Annotated in this window: 25 protein-coding genes; 10 read left to right on the forward strand and 15 right to left on the reverse strand. The window is 62.7% G+C overall.

The genetic code is table 11. The annotated features are described in order from the left end of the window. Positions 1–2: 2 nt before the first annotated feature. The 4 genes from nadA to VGG89_06220 are packed head-to-tail and all read right to left on the reverse strand — an operon-like array spanning position 3 to position 1,780. A complete protein-coding gene (nadA, locus tag VGG89_06205) occupies positions 3–1,028 on the reverse strand; it encodes a quinolinate synthase NadA (protein ID HEY1976113.1) in 1,026 nt (341 codons plus the stop codon). An 11-nt stretch (positions 1,029–1,039) separates the two neighbouring features. Next, complete coding sequence (locus VGG89_06210) at positions 1,040–1,183, reverse strand: hypothetical protein (GenBank protein HEY1976114.1); 144 nt, start codon at positions 1,181–1,183, stop codon at positions 1,040–1,042. Continuing rightward, positions 1,176–1,376 carry a helix-turn-helix transcriptional regulator gene (locus tag VGG89_06215; GenBank protein ID HEY1976115.1) on the reverse strand — a complete coding sequence of 67 codons (201 nt, stop codon included), beginning with the start codon at positions 1,374–1,376 and terminating at the stop codon, positions 1,176–1,178. Before VGG89_06215 ends, VGG89_06210 begins: the two co-directional genes overlap by 8 nt. Further along, complete coding sequence (locus VGG89_06220; GenBank protein ID HEY1976116.1) at positions 1,373–1,780, reverse strand: hypothetical protein; 408 nt, start codon at positions 1,778–1,780, stop codon at positions 1,373–1,375. The genes VGG89_06215 and VGG89_06220 overlap by 4 nt, the downstream gene beginning before the upstream one ends. Positions 1,781–1,985: 205 nt before the next feature. Here VGG89_06220 and VGG89_06225 point away from each other — a divergent pair, with 205 nt between their 5' ends. After that, positions 1,986–2,120 carry a hypothetical protein gene (locus VGG89_06225; protein HEY1976117.1) on the forward strand — a complete coding sequence of 45 codons (135 nt, stop codon included), beginning with the start codon at positions 1,986–1,988 and terminating at the stop codon, positions 2,118–2,120. Between the two features lie 51 nt (positions 2,121–2,171). On the opposite strand, the gene VGG89_06230 is transcribed toward VGG89_06225, so the two are convergent. Beyond that, positions 2,172–3,407: a GGDEF domain-containing protein gene (locus VGG89_06230; protein HEY1976118.1), complete on the reverse strand. Its 1,236-nt coding sequence runs from the start codon at positions 3,405–3,407 to the stop codon at positions 2,172–2,174. Positions 3,408–3,853: 446 nt separating this feature from the next. On the opposite strand from VGG89_06230, the gene VGG89_06235 reads away from it, so the two are divergent. Together VGG89_06235 and VGG89_06240 are read left to right on the forward strand one after the other, a co-directional pair. Further along, positions 3,854–4,996: a hypothetical protein gene (locus VGG89_06235; GenBank protein ID HEY1976119.1), complete on the forward strand. Its 1,143-nt coding sequence runs from the start codon at positions 3,854–3,856 to the stop codon at positions 4,994–4,996. Continuing rightward, positions 4,971–7,028 carry an oligopeptide transporter, OPT family gene (locus VGG89_06240; GenBank protein ID HEY1976120.1) on the forward strand — a complete coding sequence of 686 codons (2,058 nt, stop codon included), beginning with the start codon at positions 4,971–4,973 and terminating at the stop codon, positions 7,026–7,028. The genes VGG89_06235 and VGG89_06240 overlap by 26 nt, the downstream gene beginning before the upstream one ends. Here VGG89_06240 and VGG89_06245 read toward each other — a convergent pair. Beyond that, entirely contained in the window at positions 7,025–7,966 is a 942-nt protein-coding gene (locus tag VGG89_06245; GenBank protein HEY1976121.1) for an NADP-dependent oxidoreductase, read from the reverse strand. The genes VGG89_06240 and VGG89_06245 overlap by 4 nt on opposite strands. Positions 7,967–8,038: 72 nt before the next feature. Between VGG89_06245 and VGG89_06250 the strand changes: the two genes are divergently transcribed. From VGG89_06250 to VGG89_06260, 3 genes are read left to right on the forward strand one after another with little or no spacing between them, the layout of a single operon-like run. Then, positions 8,039–8,653 (forward strand): peptidylprolyl isomerase, encoded by a 615-nt coding sequence (locus tag VGG89_06250; GenBank protein ID HEY1976122.1) that lies wholly within the window; start codon positions 8,039–8,041, stop codon positions 8,651–8,653. Position 8,654: 1 nt separating this feature from the next. Then, the gene (locus VGG89_06255) at positions 8,655–9,458 is read left to right on the forward strand and encodes an isocitrate lyase/phosphoenolpyruvate mutase family protein (protein HEY1976123.1); all 804 of its coding nucleotides are present in this window, start codon (positions 8,655–8,657) and stop codon (positions 9,456–9,458) included. 11 nt (positions 9,459–9,469) lie between these two features. After that, positions 9,470–9,820 carry a DUF5069 domain-containing protein gene (locus VGG89_06260; protein ID HEY1976124.1) on the forward strand — a complete coding sequence of 117 codons (351 nt, stop codon included), beginning with the start codon at positions 9,470–9,472 and terminating at the stop codon, positions 9,818–9,820. Here VGG89_06260 and VGG89_06265 read toward each other — a convergent pair. Genes VGG89_06265 through VGG89_06285 form a run of 5 tightly spaced genes read right to left on the reverse strand, consistent with a single transcriptional unit; the run spans position 9,817 to position 14,486 of the window. Further along, entirely contained in the window at positions 9,817–11,259 is a 1,443-nt protein-coding gene (locus tag VGG89_06265) for a hypothetical protein (protein HEY1976125.1), read from the reverse strand. The genes VGG89_06260 and VGG89_06265 overlap by 4 nt on opposite strands. Before the next feature lie 5 nt (positions 11,260–11,264). Then, positions 11,265–12,695, reverse strand: coding sequence for a DUF4139 domain-containing protein (locus VGG89_06270; protein ID HEY1976126.1), 1,431 nt, complete (start codon positions 12,693–12,695; stop codon positions 11,265–11,267). Positions 12,696–12,749: 54 nt separating this feature from the next. Further along, a complete protein-coding gene (locus tag VGG89_06275) occupies positions 12,750–13,142 on the reverse strand; it encodes a DCC1-like thiol-disulfide oxidoreductase family protein (protein HEY1976127.1) in 393 nt (130 codons plus the stop codon). Beyond that, positions 13,118–13,849, reverse strand: coding sequence for a DUF2071 domain-containing protein (locus VGG89_06280; GenBank protein ID HEY1976128.1), 732 nt, complete (start codon positions 13,847–13,849; stop codon positions 13,118–13,120). The genes VGG89_06275 and VGG89_06280 overlap by 25 nt, the downstream gene beginning before the upstream one ends. A gap of 22 nt (positions 13,850–13,871) precedes the next feature. Further along, complete coding sequence (locus tag VGG89_06285; protein ID HEY1976129.1) at positions 13,872–14,486, reverse strand: hypothetical protein; 615 nt, start codon at positions 14,484–14,486, stop codon at positions 13,872–13,874. Positions 14,487–14,625: 139 nt separating this feature from the next. On the opposite strand from VGG89_06285, the gene VGG89_06290 reads away from it, so the two are divergent. After that, positions 14,626–16,014, forward strand: a complete 1,389-nt coding sequence (locus tag VGG89_06290; GenBank protein ID HEY1976130.1) for a tetratricopeptide repeat protein — start codon at positions 14,626–14,628, stop codon at positions 16,012–16,014. A gap of 4 nt (positions 16,015–16,018) precedes the next feature. On the opposite strand, the gene VGG89_06295 is transcribed toward VGG89_06290, so the two are convergent. Both VGG89_06295 and VGG89_06300 read right to left on the reverse strand, forming a co-directional pair. Further along, positions 16,019–16,957, reverse strand: a complete 939-nt coding sequence (locus tag VGG89_06295) for an NAD-dependent epimerase/dehydratase family protein (GenBank protein ID HEY1976131.1) — start codon at positions 16,955–16,957, stop codon at positions 16,019–16,021. A gap of 34 nt (positions 16,958–16,991) precedes the next feature. Beyond that, on the reverse strand, positions 16,992–18,077 hold the full coding sequence (locus VGG89_06300; protein HEY1976132.1) for an NmrA family NAD(P)-binding protein: 1,086 nt from the start codon (positions 18,075–18,077) through the stop codon (positions 16,992–16,994). A 78-nt stretch (positions 18,078–18,155) separates the two neighbouring features. Between VGG89_06300 and VGG89_06305 the strand changes: the two genes are divergently transcribed. Next, positions 18,156–18,785, forward strand: coding sequence for a TetR/AcrR family transcriptional regulator (locus VGG89_06305; GenBank protein HEY1976133.1), 630 nt, complete (start codon positions 18,156–18,158; stop codon positions 18,783–18,785). On the opposite strand, the gene VGG89_06310 is transcribed toward VGG89_06305, so the two are convergent. After that, positions 18,761–21,055 (reverse strand): DNA internalization-related competence protein ComEC/Rec2, encoded by a 2,295-nt coding sequence (locus VGG89_06310; GenBank protein HEY1976134.1) that lies wholly within the window; start codon positions 21,053–21,055, stop codon positions 18,761–18,763. The genes VGG89_06305 and VGG89_06310 overlap by 25 nt on opposite strands. A gap of 48 nt (positions 21,056–21,103) precedes the next feature. Between VGG89_06310 and VGG89_06315 the strand changes: the two genes are divergently transcribed. Further along, positions 21,104–22,027, forward strand: a complete 924-nt coding sequence (locus tag VGG89_06315; GenBank protein HEY1976135.1) for an NAD-dependent epimerase/dehydratase family protein — start codon at positions 21,104–21,106, stop codon at positions 22,025–22,027. A gap of 36 nt (positions 22,028–22,063) precedes the next feature. Further along, positions 22,064–22,921 carry a CPBP family intramembrane glutamic endopeptidase gene (locus VGG89_06320; protein HEY1976136.1) on the forward strand — a complete coding sequence of 286 codons (858 nt, stop codon included), beginning with the start codon at positions 22,064–22,066 and terminating at the stop codon, positions 22,919–22,921. Between the two features lie 2 nt (positions 22,922–22,923). Here the strand turns inward: VGG89_06320 and VGG89_06325 are convergent, their stop codons facing one another. Then, the gene (locus VGG89_06325) at positions 22,924–24,141 is read right to left on the reverse strand and encodes an FAD-dependent oxidoreductase (GenBank protein ID HEY1976137.1); all 1,218 of its coding nucleotides are present in this window, start codon (positions 24,139–24,141) and stop codon (positions 22,924–22,926) included. Between the last annotated feature and the right edge of the window lie 56 nt (positions 24,142–24,197).

The raw sequence follows: 24,197 nt of genomic DNA on the forward strand, positions 1-24,197 counted from the left end.
GGTTAGTCGCGGGGCTTGCCGCTGAACTCGAGCATACGCTGCACGGCCTTACGCGCGCGCTCGGCGATTTCCGGCGCGATCGTCACTTCGTACTCCATCGCTTCGAGCGAGTGCAGCACCTTCGGCAGCGTGTTGCGCTTCATGTGCGGACAGAGATTGCACGGCCGCACGAACTCGACGCCGGCGTAGCGTCCCGAGACGTTGTCGGCCATCGAGCATTCGGTCATCAAGAGAACGCGAGCCTTGGGCTTTGTGGCCAGCTTGCCGACGTATTCCACCATGCCTTGCGTCGAACCGACGAAGTCCGCTTCGGCGAGCACGTCGGGGGGACACTCGGGATGCGCGATGACGACCAGTGACGGATCGTCGCGGCGGAAACGCAGAATGTCTTCGCCGCTAAAGCGTTCGTGAACTTCGCAGTGCCCCTTCCACGCGACGATTTCGACGTCGGTCTTCGACGCGACGTACTTCGCGAGATATTCGTCGGGAAGAAAGATGACTTTGGGCGCGCCGAGCGCTTCGACGATTTGCACGGCGTTGCCGCTGGTCACGCAAACGTCCGATTCGGCTTTGACCTCGGCCGACGTGTTGACGTACGTAACGACCGGAACGCTGGGGTACCGCTCGCGCAGCAAACGAACGTCGGCGCCCGTGATCGATTCCGCCAGCGAGCATCCCGCCGCGAGATCGGGAACGAGCACGGTCTTGCCGGGATTGACCAGCTTTGCGGTTTCGGCCATGAAGTGAACGCCGCACAACACTATGACGTCTGCATCGGTTTTGGCGGCTTGCATCGCCAGTGCCAGCGAGTCGCCGACGATATCGGCGACGGTGTAGAAGATCTCGGGAACTTGGTAGTTGTGCGCGAGAATGACCGCGTTGCGCTCGCGCTTGAGACGATTGATCGCTGCGACGTAGGGAGCGTGCAGCGGCCATTCCACCGGCGGGATGACGTGCGCTACGCGCTCGAAAATCGAGCGCGTCTCATTAGCGACGTCGCTGGTGTAGGGAAGGTCGAGGACGCTCATACTCTTGTTAACTATAACCCCATGACGCTGGACTGCGGCTGCACGACGATCGAGAGATCGATACCCAAGACGTGCAGGCGCAGCGTTGCCGGGTGACAGCCGGTTAAACCGAGTGCCAGCGCGAGCGCGGCTGCGCGTGCCAGGGTGCTAATCATCGGATCCCGGCTCGAAGATGTCTTCAACGGGCCTCGTGAAGAGCTTGCTGATCTTGAAAGCAAGCGGCAGACTAGGGGCGTATTTGCCGGCCTCGAGGGCCACGACGGTCTGACGCGCGATGCCGAGCTGGTCGGCGAGCTGCGCCTGCGACCAGTCGCGCTCGGCGCGAAGGACTTTGATACGGTTTTTCATCGGCTGTAGTGCCGCCCGACGATCGGACGAACGATCGCCCACGTGACCATGAATACGGTCCACGTCCACCATGCCGACGGATTCGGCAAGCCGGCCAGTTCCAAGAAGCCGTAGGTGGCGCCGAGTACCGCGGTAATGCCGCCGGCAATCGCCAGCGATTCCGTCTGCATGCGGCGTTCGAACTCGTCGACGTTCCGGTAATACCCGATGAAAATCGGTACGAGAAGCGCGACCGGGACGAGCGGGACCAGAGCGATGAGGTAATGGAGCGTCCCCGTGTGGATGTGCCTGAGCTGGGTTACCGAGACGTAGAGAACGATCAGATAGACCACCGTCATGCCGGCCATCTGCCGCAGGTAACGGCGGCAGGCTAAGGTGGTGGGATTCGGAACTGTCTGGTTCATGTGACTTAAAGTAATGTACACGCGACATTTTGTCAAGCATACCATCCTTAATGTCGCCTAAAGGCGTCAGGGATAGTACCGAGGTCGAGGGCGAGCTAACCCCGCCTGACGAGCGTTTGCCGCGTAAAAAGGCTCGCTTGCGAGGGTAGGAGCGTGTGAGACATACCCCTGTCTCTTTTTCGTTCAGAGGAAGGAATGCGATTCAATGAAAGGTTTGTTAGCTGCTTTGGCATTGATGGCCGTCGTCGCCGCCGCGGGCGCGAACATGGCAAAGGCACAAGCACAAACGACGCCCACGCCCACGCCCTCGCCGACGCCGATGTCGACGATGCAGCCCTAGAAGACGCACGGGCAGAATAACGCCGCATCGGTTTCTGGTGCGGCGTTTTTGTTATGCGGTTTGCAGGCTGTTGGACGCGGGTGGAGGCTCCCGAACCGGCGCGCACGCCACCAGCTTCACGCCTCCTCCGCCACTGCGCTTGACGGCGTACATCTCGTGATCGGCCATCGCGAGCAGTTCTTCAGGAACGGTCGAGCATCGCGGCACGACGGCCACGCCGATGCTCGCACCGATCGAGACGTTCTGCGGACCGATGGCAAACGTGCGCGTTAGACTCGTCAGCAGTTTTTGTGCCGCGGAAACCGCGGCTTCTTCGCTGTACAAGTCTTCGACGACGACGACGAACTCGTCGCCGCCCAGGCGCGCGATCGTATCGGTGGGGCGGAAGTGCGACTGCAAGTGATCGGAAAGTTCTTGGAGCAGACGGTCTCCGGCATCGTGCCCGCACGTATCGTTGACGGTCTTGAATCCATCTAAGTCGATGAACAGCACCGCCGAGAGGGTCCCGTACCGGGCCGTCCGCGCTACGGCGGCTGCAAGCCGCTCGAGCAGCAGCGCCCGGTTCGCCAGCCGCGTCAGCGGATCGCAGAGCGCCAGGTCTGCGAGCTCGTCGACGCGCTCTTTAAGGTCGCTGATATCGACGAGCGTGCCCAGCCGCGCGACGGCCATGCCGCGCTGATCGACGATCGTGTCGAGCCGCTCGCGCACGGCGCGCAGGCGGCTCTGGCCGAAGCACACCCGGTGGTCGCACGTGTACCGCTCCGACGCGTCGGGATCGGCCAGTGCGCGCGCGATCTCGGCGCGATCTTCGGGGTGATCGAAGGCACGGACGTCGAACGGCGCGGCCGGATCGATTTCCAGCATCGCCGCCAGCCCGCTCGAGATCGTGGTGCGGCCGGTGCGCAGGTCTTCGTGCCAGATGCCGACACCCGCACGGCGCTCGGCCGCCGCATAGATGCTGGGGGAGAACTGTCCGGTGTCGGGGTCGGCGACCGCTACCGCGCAGCCGCTGACCCCTACGACGCCTCCCTCGGGTCCGTAGAGGGGCTGCAAGTCGAACCGGTAGGTCGCGCCATGGGCCGGCGCCTCGAACGAGACGCACTCACCGTCGAGGGCCCACCGGTGGGCGAGAACCGGGACGCTGTAGGGGAGGTCTTCGCGCCAGAGATCGCTCACCGTGATGCGGCCACGCACCTCACCAATGCCCGCGAGCTCACGAAGCCGAGCCGTGAACGACGTGACCTCTAAGTTGGCATCAGTATTCCAGATGAGAGCCTGGTCGTGCATGTCTTTCCCGCATCCTAGCGAGCGAATCTCTGGTCCCTCATAGGGTACCGTTCGCCCGCTGCCCCTTGGATCCGTAAAAACCCGTAACGAACCCGTATTTCGTCCATCCCCGGCGGGTGGCCTACTCCCTGAGGGGCCCGAGCGAGCCCTCTCTGTCGAGAACCTGTGGGCAATCGACATTTTCTTGTGGAGACGTTGTGGAGTGCGCCGAATTGCGCTTGCACGCGCCGGCTCGCCTTTGCTACCATGCAAACACTTCGGTGAACAACGAAGTGCGGAACGTGTAAGACCGCGATCCAAACACGTTGACGATTCGCACGCAAGTGCGCTTCCGAGTGGGACGATCGAATCTAGTCGAGAACGTCGGTGGGAGGTTGGACACGATCTCAAACAGGCGAGACATGACCGGAGACACGACAAAGCCCGTAGCCTCACGGCGACGGGCTTTGTTACATGTCGAAAACGTTGCCGACCTGCGTGCGCCCGCGACGCGCGACGCGGCGGAAATCACGGCATCGGCTACGCCGCAGATTACCGAGCCCATTGCTGGATGGCACGCGTCGGGATCGCTATGGCCCGGCGAGCGATTCGTCCTGCGCGTTCCGTCGAACTGGAACGGAAGGCTCGTCGTCGCGGGATGTCCGGGCCAGCGCAGCGAGTTTGCTTGCGATCGCATCTTCGGCGACGTTCTGCTCGCGCGCGACTATGCGTACGTCTGCGGAAACAAAGGCAACGGCGACGGCGTAACGTTGCTCGAACCCGGCGCAAAACTCGCCGTCGACGACGTGGACCTTCCGCGTTTTCCGGTGGGCAACGGCTACTCGATCGTCTTCTGGCAACACGCACCGGACCGCCGAATCGAACGATGGCGCGACGAAATGGTAGAACTCGCGCAAACGGCGCGCGAGTTTCTCGCGGAGCGTTGCGGTCGCGAGCCCGACGTGACGTACGCGATCGGTCTGTCGAACGGCGGTTACCAAGTTCGCCGCGCCGTCGAAACGTGCGATCTGTTTGACGGCGCGCTCACGTGGAATCCCGTTCTGTGGACGCCGGAGCATAACGTCTGCCGTGCGTTGAGCGACGCGATTGGGTCCGCGTCGGAAGGCCGGGAGTTATCACGGCTCGAGCAAAAGCACGCCGCGGTCTACTGGTACGTCACCTTATGGCTGCACGCGATGCACCTCGATCCCGAAACGTCGATTGCGTACGGCGACGTGCGCGATCCGGCGCCCGCGGAATCCTGGACGAGCCGAATAGGGGAGTGGAACCCGGATCGCTCGCCCGAGATCGGCTCGCGTATCGAGGGCTTTTCCAATACCGGGGAGATCCGGTGTAAAACTGTTGAGGTGGGGTCGGAGCTCGACTATCTCACGCCGCCCGCACTGCATTGCGATCGGTACCGCGCGCTCGTGGAACGCGCCGGCAAAGCGGCGCTCTATCGCTCGCGGGTCGTCGCGGGAGCTACGCACGTCGATGCGTGGGCCGACGATCCGAACTTCCCGGAGCTGCGTTCGGGGCATGCGGAGATGATGGGCGCCTGGGACGAGCTGGTCGAGTGGGTCGATGGAGAGCAGGTTAAATCGCGGTAAAACGCGCAGGTCGACGCTTCCTCATTCGAGCAAACAAGCCGCGATGCATTCGGTCGACTCCCGAAAGGATGACGACCGCGTCGAACTGACCTGGCGGGCGCTGATTCTCGGAGGCGCCATTACCCTCGTCTTCACCGCGGCGAACATCTATCTCGGTTTAAAAGTCGGTCTTACGTTCGCGTCGACGATACCCGCAGCGGTCATCTCGATGGCGGTGCTGCGCGCGTTCAAGAACGCGAGCATCTTCGAAAACAACATCGTTCAGACCGTGGCGTCGGCGGCGGGAACGCTCTCGGCCGTCATCTTCGTGTTACCCGGTCTCGTGATGATCGGATGGTGGACCGGCTTTCCGTTCTGGGAAGGGTTCGGCGTCTGCGCGATCGGCGGTATCCTTGGCGTCATGTACAGCGTCCCGCTACGGCGCGCGCTCGTCGCACAGTCCGATTTGCCGTATCCCGAAGGCGTCGCCGCGGCCGAAGTTCTCAAAGTCGGAACGCAAGCGACCGCGGCCGACGCGGCCGAGCACAATCGGGCCGGTTTGCTCGCGCTGGTCGTCGGCAGTGTGGTTTCGGCGCTGTACGCCGTCGTCGTCAACATGCGGATTTTTGCTGCAACGATCGCGGGATACTTTCGCGCCGGCGGCGGCGCGACCGGATTCGGATTCGGGCTTTCGTTTGCACTCGTCGGGGCGGGACACCTCGTCGGACTTTCCGTCGGTATGGCGATCCTTGCCGGACTCGTGATCGCGTGGGGAATCGCGACGCCGATTCTCACGGCATTGCATCCGGTCGCGGGTGCGGCTGCAACCGTAGCGCTGGACGTATGGCAGCACAAGGTACGCTTCATCGGAGCCGGCGCGATCGGGATCGCGGCAATCTGGACGCTCGCGAAGCTGGTCGTTCCCGTCTACAGCGGAGTCACCTCGGCGTTGGCCGCTTCACGGCGCCGGTCGGAAGTCGGATCGTCCGCGCTGCCGCGCACCGAGCGAGACATTCCAATCGGAATCGTGGCCGCCGTTTCGGTGATGTGCTTGATACCGCTCGGCGTGCTGCTCGCAACGTTCATCTGGGGCGGCGCGCTGCAATCGCTTGCCGTGCCGCTGATTCTGTGCACACTGGTCTACATCACGATCGTCGGTTTTCTCGTCGCGGCCGCGTGCGGATACATGGCCGGCTTGATCGGCTCTTCGAACAGTCCGGTTTCCGGTTTGGGCATTCTCGGCGTGGTCGGTGCGTCGCTGATGCTGATCCTGCTTGCCGGACGCGGCAATCCGGCGGCGAGCAACGCCTTGATCGCGTACTCGCTGTTCATGACCGCCGTCGTGCTCGCGGTTGCAACGATTTCCAACGACAACTTGCAGGATCTCAAGACCGGTCAGCTCGTCGATGCGACCCCATGGCGACAGCAAGTCGCGCTGTGCGTCGGCGTCGTGATGGGTGCGCTCGTCATCCCGCCGATCCTCGATCTGCTCAACCACGCGTACGGTTTCATGGGCGCGCACAACGCCAACGTCACGCCGGGAGCGCAGCCATTGCCCGCGCCGCAAGCGACGCTCATTACGGCTCTCGCTACCGGCATCATCTCGGGGCAGATTGATTGGAGCATGCTTGGCATCGGCGCGGTTGCCGGCGTTGCGATCATCGCGCTCGACGAGTTCCTCGGCTGGCGCGGCAAGCTTCGTCTACCGCCGCTCGCCGTTGGATTGGGGATCTATTTATCGTTCGTTACGACCGCCGCGATCGTCGCCGGCGCCCTACTCGGCCATTTCTACAATCGATGGGCGACGACGCAGCGTAACGTCGAACGCGCCAAGCAGCTGGGCGTGCTCGTCGCGTCGGGTCTGATCGTCGGCGAGAGCATCTTCGGCGTGATCTTTGCCGGACTCATCGTGGGAACGGGCAATGCGTCGCCGATCGCCGTGGTCGGCGATGCGTTCAATAATGCATCGGTGGCGCTCGGCGGCATCGCATTCTTGGCGATCGTGCTCGGACTCTATCGATGGACGGCGGGGCTCGCCGCGAGGCGCTCTTAAGGCCCGGTTGAATCGATCGTCAAAACGATCTTCCCGTCGATTCTCCCCGACTTGCTCTCTTCGAGCGCGCGTTGCGCATCCGAAAGCGCGTGTTCGACCGCGATCGGCACGCGCAAGCGCCCTTGTTCCACCATTTCCGCCAACGCGCGCAACCCCGCGTGCGACGATTGCGGCGTCTGGTTCATCACGAGATTGATCGCCGTCACGTTGCGTTTGGCAAACCATTCCGGATCGGCGGCGCCGATCGTCGAAACGATTCGTCCGCCTTCGCGCACGATATCCGCGGCCGAGCGAATGCGATCCGAGTCGTCGACCAAGTCGAGGATTGCGTCGACGTCTTCGGGATGCGAGCGCTTGACCTCGGCGACCGGATCGTCGCGGTCGTACGCGACGAACTCGTCGACGCCGAAGGATCGCGCCAGCTCCTCGTTTTCGGCGCGCGCCGTGCCGATGATATGCGCGCCGCGATCGCGTGCGATCTGAACGGCGAAGCTTCCCACGCCGCCGGTCGCACCGAGAATCAATACCTTCGTGCCGGATTGCACGCCGAGCGCGTCGAGCGAGGCCAATGCGGTCAACCCGGACGTCGGCAGCGCCGCGGCTTGGGCGTCGCCGAGCGAATCGGGAATCTTTGCAACCGGCTGCGTGTGGTCGTCTTCGGGAATCACGGTCAGCTGCGCGTACGCACCGTGCTCGCGGGCAATCCCGAACACGCGCTCGTCGAGGTTGTATTTCTGCGCGCGCTCGCCGGCACCGACGACGATCCCGGCAAAGTCTTGACCTAAGATGAAGGGAAGGCTGCGCTCGCCCGCATCGCGCGTCTTCCAATCGACGGGGTTGACGCCGGCAGCGGTGACGCGAACGAGGATCTCGCGTTCGCCGGGCCGCGGGTCGGCAACGTCTTTGATCGCGGCGGTTTCACCACGATGTTCTATCATAGCGGCTTTCATGCGTCCCGTTATTCCCGTTTCGTGGAGGAACCATCGCGGTGCGCTCGATAACCCGGCCCTATGATCAAAAGGGCTGCCGTCGCACTTCTTGCCCTCTCGCTGGCCGCTTGCAGCGGCGCGAAGCAGCAAGCGTCCTCGGACGCACCGGCGTCATCGGCCGCGCCCGGAACGTACCGGGTATTGATGAACACGTCGCGCGGACCCGTCACGATCGAGGTCGATCCGGCGCTCGCGCCCAACGGTGCGAAACATTTCAAAGAGCTCGTGCAGGCGCATTTCTACGACGGAGCGCGTTTCTATCGCGTCGTGCCGGGGTTCGTCGTTCAATGGGGCATCGCCGCCGATCCGAAGGTGTCGAAGAAGTGGAACGCGCCGATTCAAGACGATCCGGTCAAGGCGTCCAACGTTCGTGGAACCGTTTCGTTCGCCGCAACGAATGCGCCGAACAGCCGAACCACGGATCTGTTCATCAACCTCGGAGACAACGCAAATCTCGACGGTGCGGGATTTGCAACGATCGGCCGCGTCGTCAGCGGAATGGAGAACGTCGACAAGATCTATCCCGGGTACGGCGAGCAGCCCGATCAAGGTGAGATCGACGCGCGCGGTAACGCGTATCTGCTTAAAGCATTTCCGAAGCTCGATTACATTAAAACCGCGAAAGTCGAGAAATAACGTGCAAACACAAAGTGCAGCCGCCGCCTTTCGCGCCTTGCATCACGGCGACGAGGTTTTGCTTTTACCCAACGCGTGGGACGCGGCGTCCGCGGCGATTTTTCGGCAGCTCGGGGCGCGCGCGATCGCGACGACCAGCGCCGGCCTTGCGTGGGCGTGCGGCTTTGCCGACGGCGACGTCTTGCCGCGCGAAGATCTGCTCGCAGCAGTGCGCCGGATTCGGCGCGTCATCGGAGACCTGCCGCTCTCGATCGACGTCGAAGGCGGATATTCGGACGATCCGCAGGCTGTTGCCGAACTGATCGAGCGTCTCGTCGACCTCGGCGTCGCGGGTATAAATATCGAAGACGGAGGTCGCGACACGAGCTTGCTCGCGACGAAGATCGAGGCGATCGTGCAACGGTGCGACGTTTTCGTCAACGCGCGATGCGACGTCTATCTCCGCGAGCTGGCGGCCGGCGACGATGCCGTACGGGAAACGATTGCGCGCGGAAAGCGTTACGCGCAAGCCGGCGCCGGCGGGTTGTTCGTTCCCGGGTTAGACGACACGCAAGCGATGGCCGCGATTGCGCGCGACGTCACGATACCGCTCGGGGTCTTTGCGGTTCCGGGGCTGCCGGCCGCGAGCGAGCTGTTCGCGGCGGGTGTGCGCCGATTGAGCGCCGGCGAGTCACTGGCCGCGTTGGCTTACGGTGCCGCGCGGGAAGCGGCTGAGGCGTTTTTGCGCGACGGCGACAGCGCCGTCGTGCGTACGGCGCGCAACCTGGACTACGGTCCGACCAACGCACTGTTTTCAGGCGATTAGAGGAGACGATCGTGCCTACGGATTTTCGCGATGGGAAGACGTTTCCGCGCCGCGGCCGCGACGAAGCCGCCGGCGCGATGTGGCTGCTGCGCGTGTTCGATAAAGCCCGCGCCGCGGCCGACGGAACGATTCACGACTACATCTATCCGTGCCCAATGGATAAAGGCGTTCTTTCGCGGTGGGGCATCGATCCGGCGCGCTTCGAGGAAGCGATTCGCACCCGCCCCGACGACGAATCGATCGTCGCCTGGTTGAAAGCCACTATTTCGCCGGAAAAGATTCGCGCCGCCAACCAGTGGCTGCGCGATGAAAAGGTCGAGAACCTCGACCGTCAAGACCGCGAAGAAACCGGCGCCGTCTAACCGCACCACTTCACGCGCGCCGTGTAGGTGAGGGTCACGTGCGATTCCGCGGGCACACGGACGGCCCACGTCGCCGTCGACGAAGACGATTTCACGTGGTGCATGTTTTCGTCGAGGATCCACCATTGCGCCGGAATCGGTTCGATGACGAGAACGTCTTGCGGCTGCGGTTTCGCATTGCCGAGGCGAATCTCGTACGAACTCTCGGTCGCGCACGAGCCTCTGCCCGTGAAGTGAAAGCCGGTCTGCTTCTTTTTCGCGGTTACGTCGAACGAGTCGCCGAGATGGAGGCGAACCGTTTCGTTCTTGGGCGTATGCTCGATGGAGTCGGATCCTAAGAACTGCGAAAGTCCGCGCGAGTCGTTCTTATACAGCCGCACGACACCGCCGGGGAGCGGAATGCCGAGGTCGCCATTACGGTTTTCGAACGAGACGTACACGCCGATGGGTAATTTGTCGCCGAGATCGGCGTTTGCGTTTTCGTAATAGTCCGGGGAGCCCCGCAGCTCCAAAGTCTTATGGATCGGCACCTCGTGCGCGGCAAGCAAGGTCACTTGTTTGGTTTGATTGTTCTCGATCGTCGTACGGCGGCCGAGCGTGTAGAGGTGATACTCGAAGTAGTTCTCTTGCTGCGCGTTGACCGAGTAGAGATCGTTCACGGTACCCGATTTGACGAGCGCGCCGGCTCCCGCGGCCGTTTGAGGCTCGGCGATGTTGACGTTGCCGGCCACGAGCTGAACGCGTGCGTCGTCGTACGAGGCGCCGCTCTCGTTCGTGAGGGTCACCAGGCCGGTGAGATTCATGTGCTTTTCGTTGGTCGTGAGGGCGCCCACGTAGTCGGCGCGCCAGCTTAGGCCGCCGGTCATATAGCTCAAGTCGACCGTTTGCCGTCCCGCGCGCTTACTCGCTAGATCCAATACCAGGGTCGGCTGATCGCGGAATCGTCCGGTCGCGGTCGGAAAGATGATGTGTCCGCGAACCGCGGTTTCGATGCGATCCGGGTAGCGTAGGATGACGTTACCGTCGTTGGCGGCCAGAACTCGGGCGGTTTCGCGCGTTTCGCGCTGCCCGGCAAATTGCGGATCGTGAACCACGACCACGTCGCGCCCGACGTATTTCTGCAGTAGCGCGCTCGGGTTGAGCAAATCGTAATCGAGGTTCTGCTCGAGCACCTGCACGCCGCCGCCGTCGAGATCTTCGAGCAGGGCGGACGTCGCGTCCATCTGCGCGCTGACGTCGCGCCACGCGACGCGATTGAGTCCTTCGTCGAGCGAGAGTTTCCGCCGATCGTGCACGAGCGACATGGAGCCGTTATAGACGGTAACGTTGACGAGCTCGCGATCGTTGACCGTGCTCGTTCTTTCCGCGGGGTCGCCGAGCGTAGCCAGCGGCGATACGAGCGCGAGGAAGACAAACGTGGCCAAAAGCGCTTTGTTCACGATCGTTACCCGCACCACTTCACGCGCGCCGTGTAGGCGAGCGTCACGTGCGATTCTGCAGGCACGGTGACGGTCCAGGTCGCCGTCGCCGACGAGGTTTTCACGTGCGGCAGGCTTTCGCTGGGGATCCACCACTCGGCCGGTATCGGTTCGACGACTTGCACGTCCTGCGCTTGCGGCTTTGCGTTACCGAGCCGAACCTCGTACGAGCTATCGGTTTCGCACGAGCCGTTTCCAACGAAATGGAAAGAGGTCTGCTTCTTGTTGGCGGTCACGTCGAACGAGTCGCCGAGATGCAGGCGCACCGACTCGTTCTTGGGCGTATGTTGAATCGAGTCGGAACCCAAGAACTGCGACAATCCGCGGGAGTCGTTCTCGTACAATCTGACGACACCGCCAGGCAAGGGGATTCCGAGATCGCCGTCGCGATTTTCGAACGTGACGTACACCGCGACGGGGAGCTTATCCCCGAGGTCGGCGTCGGCATTATAGTAATAATTTGCGGAACCACGAAGCTCGAGCGTCTTTTGGATCGGCACGTCGCGAGCCGTGAGAAGCGTCACCTGCTTGGTTTGATTGTTTTCGATGGTCGTGCGGCGCCCCAGCGTGTAGAGGTGGTACTCGAAGTAGTTCTCTTGCTGCGCGTTAGGCGCGTAGGCGCTTCTCGCCGTGACGTGAGCGATCGTCCTGAGGGCGATCGGCGTCACGACGTTGACGTTGCCGGCAACGAGCTGCACGCGCGCATCGTCGTACGACGTGCCGCTCTCGTTCGTGAGGGTCACCAATCCCGTGAGATTCATGTGCTTTTCGTCGCCGTCGAGCGATCCGACGTAATCGGCGCGCCAGCTCAAGCCGCCGGTGAGATAGCTTAAATCGACCGTCTGCTTCCCTCCGCGCGAGCTCGCCAAGTCGAGCACGAGCGTCGGTTGATCGCGAAATCGCCCGGTCGCCGTCGGAAAGATGATGTGTCCGCGCACCTCGGTTTCGATGCGGTCGCGATAACGCAAAACGACGTTGCCGTCGCCGGCGGCGAGAACGCGGGCCGTCTCGCGCGTCGCGCGCTGCCCGGCGAACTGCGGATCGTGAACGACCACGACGTCGCGCCCGACGTATTTCTGCAACAGTGCGCTGGGATTGAGCAGATCGTAATCGAGGTTCTGCTCGAGCACTTGCACGCTGCCGCCGTCGAGACTCTCCAAGAGCGCAGACGTTGCGTCCATTTGCGCGCTGACATCGCGCCACGCAATGCGATTGACCCCTTCGTCGAGCGAGAACTTTCGCCGGTCGTGCACGAGCGACATGGTTCCGTTATAGACCGTGACGTTCACGAGGTCGCGGTCGCGCACGGTGCTCGTGCGTTCGGGAGGCTCCGCGGTCGTACCGATTGGGGCGATGAGCGCAAGGAAGACGAGGGTGGCCCAAAGCGTTTTTTTCACGCGGCACCTCACGAAAAGCGTTGGTTGAGGAAACTCGAGATTACAACGCGCCGGCTAAGAACGGTGTGACGAATCGATCGAGCACTGACCGGAAATGCAGTAACGATTTCGCGCGAACGAACGATAAGCGTTTCTAAAAACCGCGTTAAAGCCCGGAAGCCGGCACACGGCGTAGAGCGGATACGCCCACCACACCCTGCGCATGACGTCGAGATAGACGTCGGCGCCGGAAATCAGCGTGCCGTCCGGACGAATCAAGCGAATGTCGGAAAGCAGTTCGTCGACGTTCATGCCCAAGCGCTGTGCGACCCACGGCGCTTGCAGCGTGTCGACACCGTAGCGATGGCGATGCAGTATCGGCGTCCAATGGCGTAGCCAATCGGTGCAGAATCCGCACGCGCCGTCGTAAAGCACGACGCCGTTTACGCTCGAACGATGCTCGCCCACGATACCGATATCGGAGATCCTTCGGCTAAGAATGCGGAGTCGGGCGTTGCGTCGAGTACTCGCGCGAACTCCGTCCCGTACGCCGGTGCGGCGTTTCCGGAGAACGTTGCGTCGTGAGCTTTCCAGACGCGCCACGGATCGTGACGCACGCCGTACTCCAAACCTCGTCGCTTGCGGTCCACGCCGTACCCCCAATAATGTTCGGCGATGAACTCCTCGGCACTGCCGGGTGCCGGAAGTGCGGGATCGCCGAGCGCGCGTAAAGCAATGGTGCAGTCGCCGCCGCGATCGAGCCAGCCGTATGTGGCCGACACGCGTCGCGCGGAACCCATTCCCTCGTCGCGTACGTCGTGCCGCATCGTTACCGAAGCGTAGGGCTCGCAAAATGCCAGCCGCGCGACGGTCGCAATCGCCGGCTTCGGAACGAGCTCCCGGACGAAGACGACGCCGCGGCGCCAGCCGTCTTCGGCGCGCCGCCGGACGTAAAAGCGGAGGTTGATCTCGTCGAAATCCTGATGCAGCGGCACCGCAACGCCCAGCACGCGCGTCTGCAGAAAGCGGAAGCCGACCACGCTGACGTAGGTGCGATCGCCGAAGAAATCGAGCTCCGTGCCGGGTGGAATGCGGGCTGCCAGCAGCGACGGATCGACGGCGTAGTTGAGCATCGCAAGATAGTGCCAGCGCGCGGTCAAGAACGATTCTGCCAATGAAGCTTCCTAAGCCGGCACGTCACAAGCAGTCGGGAATCGGCTGGCTCAAATCCATCTTGTCGAGCCTCTCGCTTGCGTCAAACGTCATCGTGACGTTGGTCGAAAAGTAGCAGCCCGGCTCAAACCGTCCAGGAAGCGACACCACGTCGCCCTTTGCTGCCAGGCCGTGCAACCGCAGCGCGCGATATACTTGGGCTCGGGGCATCCCCTCGGTAAGATTCGCGAACATCCATTGACGATTAGCCGCCGATATTGCCACGATCGCGGCGCTCATGTCGCGGATTGCGCCTTCGAGTTCCGCACCAAGTGCCGCCAATCGCGCCGGGTCGTTCTTGACGGTCGCATACACGCGCTGCCAGTTCGAGCTGGCTTTCCCCATGTCGAGCGTCGCGAGCATTGCGGATGCCTCCTCTTCGCGCTGCACCTCACGGTCGAACTCCGGCGGTTTCACGACGTGAGCGCTCACCGCACTCGATATCCAAAGCACCGGTTTCCCGCCGGCGTCCTTGCCCGCGTAAAAGACATAGGGAAAGTCCTTGGGCATGTCCGCAGGCGCCTTCGTAATCGCATCGTGCATCAGTTCGGTCGCCCCAAGCACGTACGCGGTCAGGTCGAGTATGTCTTGGTACGACATTCGTTGCCCTTCAACGGTGACGTACGGCGGCCCGTCGTTCGATTGAGCTCGCGAAGGCGCCGATAGAGAAAAGAAAAGGAGCGATCCAGTCAGCATGAGCCCCAGGACCGAGCATGCGCGGCACGGTAACGGTCGTTGCATGTCCCTGCTATTCATCCGATTGGTGGCGGCAGCCCTTTGCATTGCCGCCGTGCTGGTTCAGTCTCGAGCGTACGCGACGGCGGGCCCGGCGCCGGCCGGAAATTGCGTGGTTCCCAAACGCCTTCATCTCACCGATATCATCTTCGCTGGAGTGCACGCTGATGCGACGCTCATAACGGCCCTAACCAAACGTCTGCAAAAAGAAGACTTTGACGCCGTTGGAAAATCCGTGCCCGATCACTTCTCCGATCTGGGCTGGCTGACCGTGGATGTACTGGAAAACTCGGGTTACGCGCCTGCGGCCGTGCTGGAAACCGGCGGTACGACCGGCCTGATCGATGAAGGCATCCGTCAAGAATTCTTGCACGCCGAGGAAGTACGTCCGCAGATGGAGTGCGACCGAGCGATCGCGACGTACCCAAACGAAGCTCTTCCGCGTACCGCGCGCGCGGCAATCGAACTGAAAAGCGGTAATTTTTCTGCGGCCGCTTCCGACTATTCCGTGGCGATCGCTACGGAACCGGAGTCGAAGACGGCGCGGTACGGCCGAGCACTGGCGTATTACCGGCTAGGGAAGTATGCGCAAGCGCAGGAGGATGCAAATTACGCGGTGGGTTCCGACGTCGGCAATGCGTACACCCTGCGGGCTTTGATTCGTGAGGCGCTTGGTGATGACGACTTGGCGACCGCCGACGCTGCGAGTGCACTGAAACAGTTTAAGGCGAACCAAATCGACGGAAGTTCGGCGCAATATGCGCTCGCCGCGGCGTACTCAAATCTGGGGTACTTTTCGGCGGCGATCGCGGCGTTTGATGCGGTGCTCCAACAGCAACCGTCGCAGCCGTACGTGCTGGAAGGACGCGGTGCAGCGTATTTTTCGAAGGGAGACTCAGCCAAGGCAATTCGGGACTTCACCGAAGCGTCGCGAGCTCCAAACGGGCAGCGAGCGTTTCTCGAGCTAGCGGTGGTGAAGTTCTCCATTGGAGATGTGTCGATGGCTTTAAAGAACGCAAAGCGCGCGTACGAGACCAATCCAAATGATGCGTACGCCGCTCTATGGTTGGTCGTTGCGAGCCGCTCACTCCACCTTCGGGCACCGGCCGTCGCTGCGAAAGCGGCGACGTTGCCGAAATGGCCGGCTCCAGTCATTCGAGCCTATCTGGGCGCGATGCCGTTTAGCGCGCTCGAGGCCGCTGCGGTATCGTCCTCCCCTTTTACCGCCCGAATGCAGCTCTGTGAAGCCCGCTTTTATTCGGGCGTGCACGATTTGCAAAGCGGCCGGAACGATCGTGGGCGCGAGCTGCTGCGGCTGGCAAAAGCTCAGTGCCCCTTTGCTGAGGCTGAACGCGCCGCCGCAGCCGCGATCCTACGCAGCGAGTCACCGTAGCCGGTCACAACGGCGATTCGTCCGTACGCGCGAGCGTCAGGCGAATTCCATCGTCGTAGCTGGTTTTAGGAAGCTCGCCGAGGAGACTGCTCAGCCTCGCGTCGCTGAGAACGATCGGATTCGACATCAGGTAATTCATCTCGGCGAGGCGTCGCATTTGGGGGTTGAAGATGCCGAAGATTTGGAGCAAGGTTTTGTTCACGACGAAGTATCGCGGCTTATGGCCGCATGCGGCATAGATTTTGTCCGAAAACTGGCGCAGCGTGATTTCACCCGGACCTCCGTAGTTCCAAAACGTTCCGTAGCTGCGTGAATCGTCGAGCAACCGGACGGCTACGGCAGCGCAATCGGGAATGAACGCCCACTCGTGGCGTACGTCCACGGGGCCGATCATCATCGAACGTTCTCCCTTCGGCGCGTTCGCGAATTGCGCGGTCAGATAACTCTTTTCCATGCCGGGTCCGTAGAGATCGGGTAGACGCAACTCCACCGTTTCGATACCGTGACCGTGGGCAGCTAGCAGCAGGTCTCCTTGCTGCTTCCGCATCCTCGCATTAAAGGTATGGGGTTCACGGGGATGCGTTTCGTCGACCGTATGCGTTCGCGGCAACCCGTACGGATAGACGGTGCCAATGAGCAACATCCGCTTGACGCCGGCCGCTATTGCGCCCTCGAGCGTTACACGCATCAAGAGCGGGTGGAGCTCGAAATGGTCGTAAGGGACGCCGACGAGATAGATCGCCGAATCAATGCCTTCGAGCGCCGTACGTGCCGACACGGCATCGGCGTTCCACGTCCTCAGCTCGGCTCGGGAATCGCTTCCGAAGACTTTCTCGAGCGATGGTTGGTTTCGACCGATCACTCGGTACGTGCGTCCCTGGTCGCGGAGCACGCGCGCAATTGCGCGCCCGACCGCCCCCGTTCCACCGATGAGTGCTACCACCGAAAGTACCTCCGTGCGACATCATTCGCCGGATTCATCCCTCCGCTTGCGCCCGTTGTCGATCGAACGGTTTGACGAGGTGCTCGCGCCGCCAGACTGCAGACTCCGGCGCAAACTCCGGCGCGGATGGAAACGGCCGGCGAAGCTCGCGATCGTAGCGCTCCAGGTTGTAACTAGGTCTGAAGGGGACGGTGAGAAATTGCGCGAGCTGACGAAGCCCGTTGCCAAAGGTGCGCCGATTGGCCGGCAGTGCCGCGTATCGGCGAGCGATCGTCTCAAAGTCTTCGGGTGGGCGGCCGGTTACGTCGAGCACGTCATTGGTTGGCGCACCTAACTCGAAGGCGCCGAGTTCGTGATCGCGATTGTAATAGCGTATGCCGGCGAGGACGTCTATCGAAAGGCCCGCGGCTCGGGCGGTTTTGTAGAACAGCCACATCGGCGTCGGCACGACGCGCACCGATCGCCCGACGGCCCGGCCGATTGCCGCGGCCATCTCTTGCGGGCCGAGCAGTTCCGGCCCGGTAGGCCGGTAGGTTTTCCCAGAATGCCGATCGGGATCGATCAACGCCGCGACGGCAACGCGTGCGATGTCTTCGTTTGACGGCGGGGCGTTTCGGCTGTCGCCGTTGAGTCGAGGGAAGATGCCGAGATTGGCGGCGAGTCCGGTCATCACGAGATACGCCTCGGCGAAGTAGCCTGGTCTGAGGATCGTATGTCCGACGCCGGGCGTCATCGAGAAGAGCCGGTCGACCAGCCAGTGCTGGCGGGTCATGAGTGAGGGATGCGAGGGGCTCGCCAGCCATTGGGTAAGGCCGACGATGTGCTCGAGCCGCGCGGCCTTGGCGGCCACGGCGAATGCGACTGCGCCGTGGATCATGTACGGATCGAAGGGCGGGCAGTAATAGGCGCGCTGCACGTCCTTGAGCGCGTCGATGATTCGCTCGGCGTCGCTCAGGTCGGCGACGGCGATCTGTGCTCCAAGCGCCTGCAGTCGCGCGCTGCGATGGTCGGCTCGATGCACCAAGGCGCGCACCGGATATCCGGCTTGCAGCAGCTCCGCAGCGACGACGCTGCCCGTCTTTCCGGTTGCGCCGGTCACGAGGATCCTCGGCTTGATCATGTGCTCCTCCGTCTACGCTTGGTACCAGTCGGTACCACAAGTATTGCCTATTATGGTACCGCATAGTACCATTGTCAAGTGAAGCGTCAAGAGAATATTGAAGCGACCGGACCGCGCGAACGCATCCTCGAGGCTGCGTTCGCGGCGTTCATGGAGAGCGGCTATGCATCCGCAAGTACGCTGGACATCGCGACGCGCGCGCGCGTTTCGAAGCGCGAACTTTACGCGTTGATCGGCAACAAGCAAGAAATCTTGACTGCCTGCATCAGTGAACGAGCCAAACGACTCCAGGCCCCGAGGGATTTACCCGTTCCCCGCGACCGGGCAACACTCGCGCGCGTGCTGGGTTCGCTCGGTGCGCAGCTCGTTCGCGAGGTTACCGATCCTGCGGTCGTCGCGGTCTTCCGTCTCGCAATCGCCGAGGCCGTGCGTGCGCCCGAAGTTGCGCAAGTTCTCGACGCAGTCGGCCGCGAGACGAGTCGCACGGCTGTACGGACGATTATGGCGCAGGCGAAAACGGCGGGACTGCTCGACGGCCGGCCTGCCGACCTCGCCGATCAGTTCGAAACCCTGCTCTGGGGAGACCTGATGATCGGCCTGCTCCTTGGCGTCGCCGAACGCCCTACGCGTTCCGAAATCGAGCGACACGCGCGAGGTGCCGCCGACGCATTTTTGCGGCTCCATCACTGCAGCGACGGCATTACCTGAGCAGTCGTACCGTCGCTCGTCACGACGACGGCGCCGTTTTCGTCGGTCCGATAGATCGTGGCGCCGAATCGTTCGAGTGTCTCGATGGTCGAAGGCGCTGGATGTCCGAAAAGATTGTGGCGGCCAACCGAGATGATCGCGTAACGAGGCTGCACTGCCGCAATGAACGCAGGCGTCGACGAGTATGCGGAGCCGTGATGACCGACCTTCAGCACCTCGCATCGGAGGTCCGCGCCTTGCGCTAAGAAGCGCTCCTCCGCCGCGGCGCCGGCGTCGCCGGTGAAAAGCATGCAGAACGATTTGTAACGCAACGTGAACGCGACTGAGTTTTCGTTGATATCGTTGTGGGAGTTGGCGATCAACGGCAGCGATGGTCCGAGAAAGTGCAGCACGACGCCGTCGTCGGTGCGCCATTCGTCGCCGGCGCGCGGATAAACGATCGGCACGCGCTGCGCGTGCGCCGTCGCGAGAGAGTCTTGGTAGGCGTGGCCGCCGTAACGCTGACCGCCGTCGGCGAACTCTGTTACGCGCAGCTTGCGCAGGACCGGGGCGATGCCGCCGGCGTGGTCGCCGTGCGGATGCGAAAGCACGATGGCATCGAGGGCGTGGATGCCCTGGCGCAACAAAAATGGAACGACGACGCGTTCCCCGACGCGCTCGGCCAACGATTCGTCGTTTTGCGGACCGCGCTCGAGACGTCCGCCCCCGTCGACGAGCAGCGCGTGTCCGCGCGGCGTCCGTACGACGATTGCGTCCGCCTGACCGACGTCGAGAACCGTGATTTTCAATCGGCGATCGTCGAGATGCGGCGGCCACAAGACGAGTCCGGCGGCGAACATCGTCGCCGTACACGCGGCGACGTACGCGCGCCGTTGGACGAGTACGGGCGCAGCGAGGAGCGCGGCGTCGTAGATCGCGATGCACCACGCCGGTGCGGGCGTCATCGGGATTGCCGCATCGGGCAATGACGCAAACGTTCGTACCGCTCCGAGCATCCACGCGAGCGGCCACGAGTTGAGATTCGCGCACGCTTGCGCGAGCGGCGGGCACCACCACAGCAGCAGCTGCGCCGCTCCCAGCGCCATCGTGGCGGCGACGCACGGAACCACGGCAAGATTCGCAGGCAATCCAAACGTGCCGAACTGCAGAAAGATTGCAGCGGTCAGCGGCCAGGTCGAGAGCTGCGTCGCCGTCGAGAGGACGAGCGCTTCGCGCGCCAGATGCGGCAGCGCGGCGATGCGGTCGATGACGCGCTCGACGAGCGGTGCCAGCGTGAAAATCCCAGCGACGCACGAAAACGAGAGCGCGAACGACGGCGTCGCGACGCTTTGCGGCCGAACGAACACGATCGCGAGCGCCGCGAGTGCCAACGCGTTATACGAATAGGTCGCGCGGCCGCAGGCACGCGCCGTCAATGCCGCGGTCACCATGGTTGCGGCGCGAATCGCCGGGAGCTGCGCGCCGCTCCATACCGCGAACGTCCAAACGGCAAGTATCGTCAACACGCACGCGCTCCACCGCGGCAGCGACGCCGCCGAGAACAGTGCCAGGCAAAGAGCGGCAACGGCGCCCGCGTGCAATCCCGCCGTCACCAGCACGTGTACCGTTCCCGTCTCCTGAAACTCGGCACGCAGATCCGGCGGCAGCGCCGAACGTTCGCCCCACAACTCTCCGGCGAGCACCGAGGCGTACGGCTCGCCCAATCGCGCACCCAGCTGTTCGTGCGCCCACGCGTGCGCTTTCGCAAGCCAAACCTCGACACTCTGCGTGGAAAAAGCCCGCACGACGAGCGTTCTCGCACTTTCCAGTCGTGCGTCGAAGCCGCGCTCTCGCTGCAGCGCGCGTTCGCTCGGTTCGCCCGGATTGCGTGCATCGTCGAACGGCTCGAGCCGTCCGCGTACGACGATGCTCGCACCGATCGGCGGTGCGGGATCCGGAAATCGCACGAGCACGCGCAAACCGTCGAGGCTCACGACCGTATCGCCGTCGCCGTTGCGGTCGAGGACCAGCGCGTCGTATTGCGCGGTACGCCGCTCGACGACGTGCGGCTCCGCGCGCGCGTGCAGCCATCCGCTGAGGGCACCGAGGACCAGGACGGCGGCCAACAGCGTTCGAAACGCCGGAGGCACGCGCGCCTCGCCGAGGGTATAGACCAGCAGTCCCAGCGACGCGGCAGCGACCACGAGCCGCGCGTCCGTCGAAAGGGGCGCAACCGCGAGCGCGCCGAGCACGGCACCGCTCGCGCACAGAATCAGTCCCGAGGCCGGCATTCGCAGTTCTACTGCGACGGTGCGTGCCGACGGCTAGAACGGAGAAGCGTGCGAATCATTGTCACCGGCGGAGCCGGCTTCATCGGCTCCCATATCGTCGACGTGTATCTGGCGGCGGGACACGACGTGCTCGTGCTCGATTCGCTCTGGGAACACGGCGGCGGCCGCCGGGCCAACGTTCCCGACCGCGCGTCGTTGGTTCACATGGATATCCGCGACGAAATGGTCGGGCGCATGTTCGCCGAGTTCAAACCGGAGATCGTCAGCCATCACGCTGCCCAGCACTCGGTGGCAATCTCGTCCCGCGATCCCATTTACGACGCGCAAGTCAACGTCATCGGCATGCTCAACGTGCTCGAGAACGCCGTGAAGGCGGGAGTTCGCAAAGTGATCTTCGCGTCGAGCGGTGCGACGTTCGGCAATCCCGAGAAGTTCCCGATTACCGACGACACGCCGCAGTTACCGACGTCGCCGTACGGCATCACCAAGATGGTGACCGAGCATTATCTGCGCTTTTACAAAGCCGAAAAGGGCTTGGACTTTACGGCACTGCGCTACGGAAACGTTTACGGCCCGCGCCAAGATCCCAACGGCGAGGCCGGCGTCATCTCGATCTTCATCGGGAAGTTCCTCGAGAAACAAGGCATACGCATCGATTGGGACGGCGAGCAAACCCGGGATTATGTCTACGTGGGCGACGTTGCGCGCGCGAACCTCGAGGCGCTCGAGCGCGGATCCGGCGGCTGTTACGTGATCGGCACCGGGGTGAAGACGAGCGTCAACGCGATCTACCGCGCGCTGGTCGAGATCAGCGGCTTCGAAGCGCCGGTCACCCACGCTCCACGCCGGCCCGGGGATCCGCGCGACGCGCAGTTCGACGCAAGCCGCGCTCGCAAGGACCTCGGCTGGAGCGCGACCACGAAGCTGATCGACGGCATGCGCCTCACTTACGAGTATTTCAAGGCGCTCTGAAGACTTTTTGACGCCTGGGCGTCTACGCTGGGCGGGATGATTCTCGGAAGCGATCGGAAGCTGCGCCCGCTCTGGCGAGCCTTGCTCTTTTTCGCCTTAGGCAACTACGCGCTGCCAAAGATCCTCGAACAGCCCACGGCGGCCCTCGCCGCGGCGATGCACGTCCGTATGGACCTCTCGGCGGGGACCGTCGCCTTCTACGAAGCGATGACGCTCGCGATCGCCCTTTTCTTGACTTGGGTCTTCGGATGGTACGAGGCGCGGCGCGTTGATTCGTACGGTCTTTCAGTGCGTCAAGCGTTCGGCGCACGGTTTTGGGAAGGTTTCGCGATCGGCGTCGTCAACGCGGGTGCGGTCGCCCTCGGCATGATGGCGTTGGGCGGCATGACGATTCACGGTCTCGCTCTCAGCGGGCCGCCGCTGATTTTTGCGGCGTTGGCGTGGCTTGGAACCAATCTTGTCATCGGGTTGGGTGAAGAGATGTGGTATCGCGGATACCTGTTTCAAACGCTCTGGAAATCGTTAGGGTTTTGGCCTTCCGCGATTGCCATCGCACTTCTTTTCGCTTACGACCACTACTTCTTCAAGCAAGGTGAGAACGTGTGGGACGTGATTACTCTGGTTAGCTTGAGCATCTGGGTGTGTTACAGCGTGCTGAAGACCGGTACGCTATGGCTAGCCGTAGGTTACCACGTTGCGTTCGATTACATGCAGCTCTTCGTCATCGGCACGAAAAACGGCAGCCTCGTGCCGGTCGACCATTTGCTCGACGTGACGTTCAGCGGGCCGGCGTGGTTGACGGGTGGCGTGCTCGGTACCGAAGCGAGTTTCCTGATGTATCCGCTGATCGTTGCCATGTACGTCTACGTTTGGTGGCGGTTCGCACCGCCGTAGACCTACGCGAAAGCGTCGCGCGTGTGAACGTGCTCCGGCCGCGCGCCCATTCCAATCAAACGCGCCGGCAGACGACGCAAGCGCGGAAACTCGTTGACCAGCCGCATGACCGCGGGCGGCTGCGTGAGCGCGACCTCGCCTTTGAGAATGGGATCGATTCCGTGGTCTTGGATGAAGAGTTGCATGCCCTGCGTCACTTTGGTCGGAAACGTGCGGCGCGCTTGCACGCGCGCCAGGTCGCGATCGCTTACCGGTCCTCGCTGGAGAAGCGGACACAAGATGTTTGCCGTCGCGACCGCATCTTGAATTGCCAGGTTGATGCCGACGCCGCCTATTGGGGACATTGCGTGCGCCGCATCGCCGATACACAGTACCCCAGGTTTGTGCCATAGCTTCAAACGGTCGACGCGTACTTGCAGCAGCGAAATCTTCGACCAGTCGTCGAGTTCCTTCACGCGATCGGAAAGCTCTGGAACCACCGATGCGACGTCGCTTTGAAACGCCGCAAGACCGGCGCCTTTCAACTTTTCGAACGATCCCTTTGGAATGATATACGCGCACTGCCAGTAATCGCCGCGATCGATCATGACCAGCAGCCGTCCGCTCACGAGCGTACCCAGCGGCCGTACCGGATCTCCGGGTTCTTTGGAGATGCGCATCCACAGGACGTCCATCGGCGCGCCGAGATTGTCGACCGAAAAGCCCGCGCGCTGACGGATCGTCGAGTGCCGTCCGTCCGTCCCTGCGACGAGCTCCGCGTCGATGGTCAGCCCGCTGCCGTCCTTGGTTCGAGCGCGTACGCCGCAGACGGTACCATCTTTCTCGGCGAGATCGAGGCCCTCGGTCTCCATGAGCAGATGAAACGTGGGATAGCACTTTCCTCGTTCGGCCAAAAAGTTCAGAAAGTCCCACTGCGGCATGAGCGCGATGAACTTGCAGTGCGTCGGTAAATGCGACAGGTCGCCGATGTGCATCGTTTGACCCGCGACCGACGCCGAAATCTGCGACAGCTGGTTGTGCGGTAGTTTTAAGAAATCGTCGAGCCAGCCCAACTCATAGAGGAGCTGCAAAGTCGACGGATGGATTGTGTCTCCCCGGAAATCGCGAAAGAAATCCTTGTACTTCTCTAGGACGACAACCTCAATGCCGGCGCGCGCCAAGAGAACGCCCAGCATCATGCCGCACGGTCCGCCCCCGACGATGCAAACGCGCGTAGTCATTGCGGCCGAGTTCATGCGCAAGTCTTCACCGAAGGTTGAACGAGCCCTATGCCGAA

This window comes from Candidatus Baltobacteraceae bacterium (genome assembly GCA_036488875.1).
In the GTDB taxonomy this organism is placed as follows: Bacteria; Vulcanimicrobiota; Vulcanimicrobiia; order Vulcanimicrobiales; family Vulcanimicrobiaceae; genus JAFAHZ01.

Bases quoted from the DNA above. Each gene is read 5' to 3' on its own strand.
- nadA (HEY1976113.1), bottom strand. From the start codon at position 1,028: ATGAGCGTCCTCGACCTTCCCTACACCAGCGACGTCGCTAATGAGACG.
- VGG89_06210 (HEY1976114.1), bottom strand. From the start codon at position 1,183: ATGATTAGCACCCTGGCACGCGCAGCCGCGCTCGCGCTGGCACTCGGT.
- VGG89_06215 (HEY1976115.1), bottom strand. From the start codon at position 1,376: ATGAAAAACCGTATCAAAGTCCTTCGCGCCGAGCGCGACTGGTCGCAG.
- VGG89_06220 (HEY1976116.1), bottom strand. From the start codon at position 1,780: ATGAACCAGACAGTTCCGAATCCCACCACCTTAGCCTGCCGCCGTTAC.
- VGG89_06225 (HEY1976117.1), top strand. From the start codon at position 1,986: ATGAAAGGTTTGTTAGCTGCTTTGGCATTGATGGCCGTCGTCGCCGCC.
- VGG89_06230 (HEY1976118.1), bottom strand. From the start codon at position 3,407: ATGCACGACCAGGCTCTCATCTGGAATACTGATGCCAACTTAGAGGTC.
- VGG89_06240 (HEY1976120.1), top strand. From the start codon at position 4,971: ATGGAGAGCAGGTTAAATCGCGGTAAAACGCGCAGGTCGACGCTTCCT.
- VGG89_06245 (HEY1976121.1), bottom strand. From the start codon at position 7,966: ATGATAGAACATCGTGGTGAAACCGCCGCGATCAAAGACGTTGCCGAC.
- VGG89_06250 (HEY1976122.1), top strand. From the start codon at position 8,039: ATGATCAAAAGGGCTGCCGTCGCACTTCTTGCCCTCTCGCTGGCCGCT.
- VGG89_06285 (HEY1976129.1), bottom strand. From the start codon at position 14,486: ATGTCGTACCAAGACATACTCGACCTGACCGCGTACGTGCTTGGGGCG.
- VGG89_06290 (HEY1976130.1), top strand. From the start codon at position 14,626: ATGTCCCTGCTATTCATCCGATTGGTGGCGGCAGCCCTTTGCATTGCC.
- VGG89_06300 (HEY1976132.1), bottom strand. From the start codon at position 18,077: ATGATCAAGCCGAGGATCCTCGTGACCGGCGCAACCGGAAAGACGGGC.
- VGG89_06310 (HEY1976134.1), bottom strand. From the start codon at position 21,055: ATGCCGGCCTCGGGACTGATTCTGTGCGCGAGCGGTGCCGTGCTCGGC.
- VGG89_06320 (HEY1976136.1), top strand. From the start codon at position 22,064: ATGATTCTCGGAAGCGATCGGAAGCTGCGCCCGCTCTGGCGAGCCTTG.
- VGG89_06325 (HEY1976137.1), bottom strand. From the start codon at position 24,141: ATGACTACGCGCGTTTGCATCGTCGGGGGCGGACCGTGCGGCATGATG.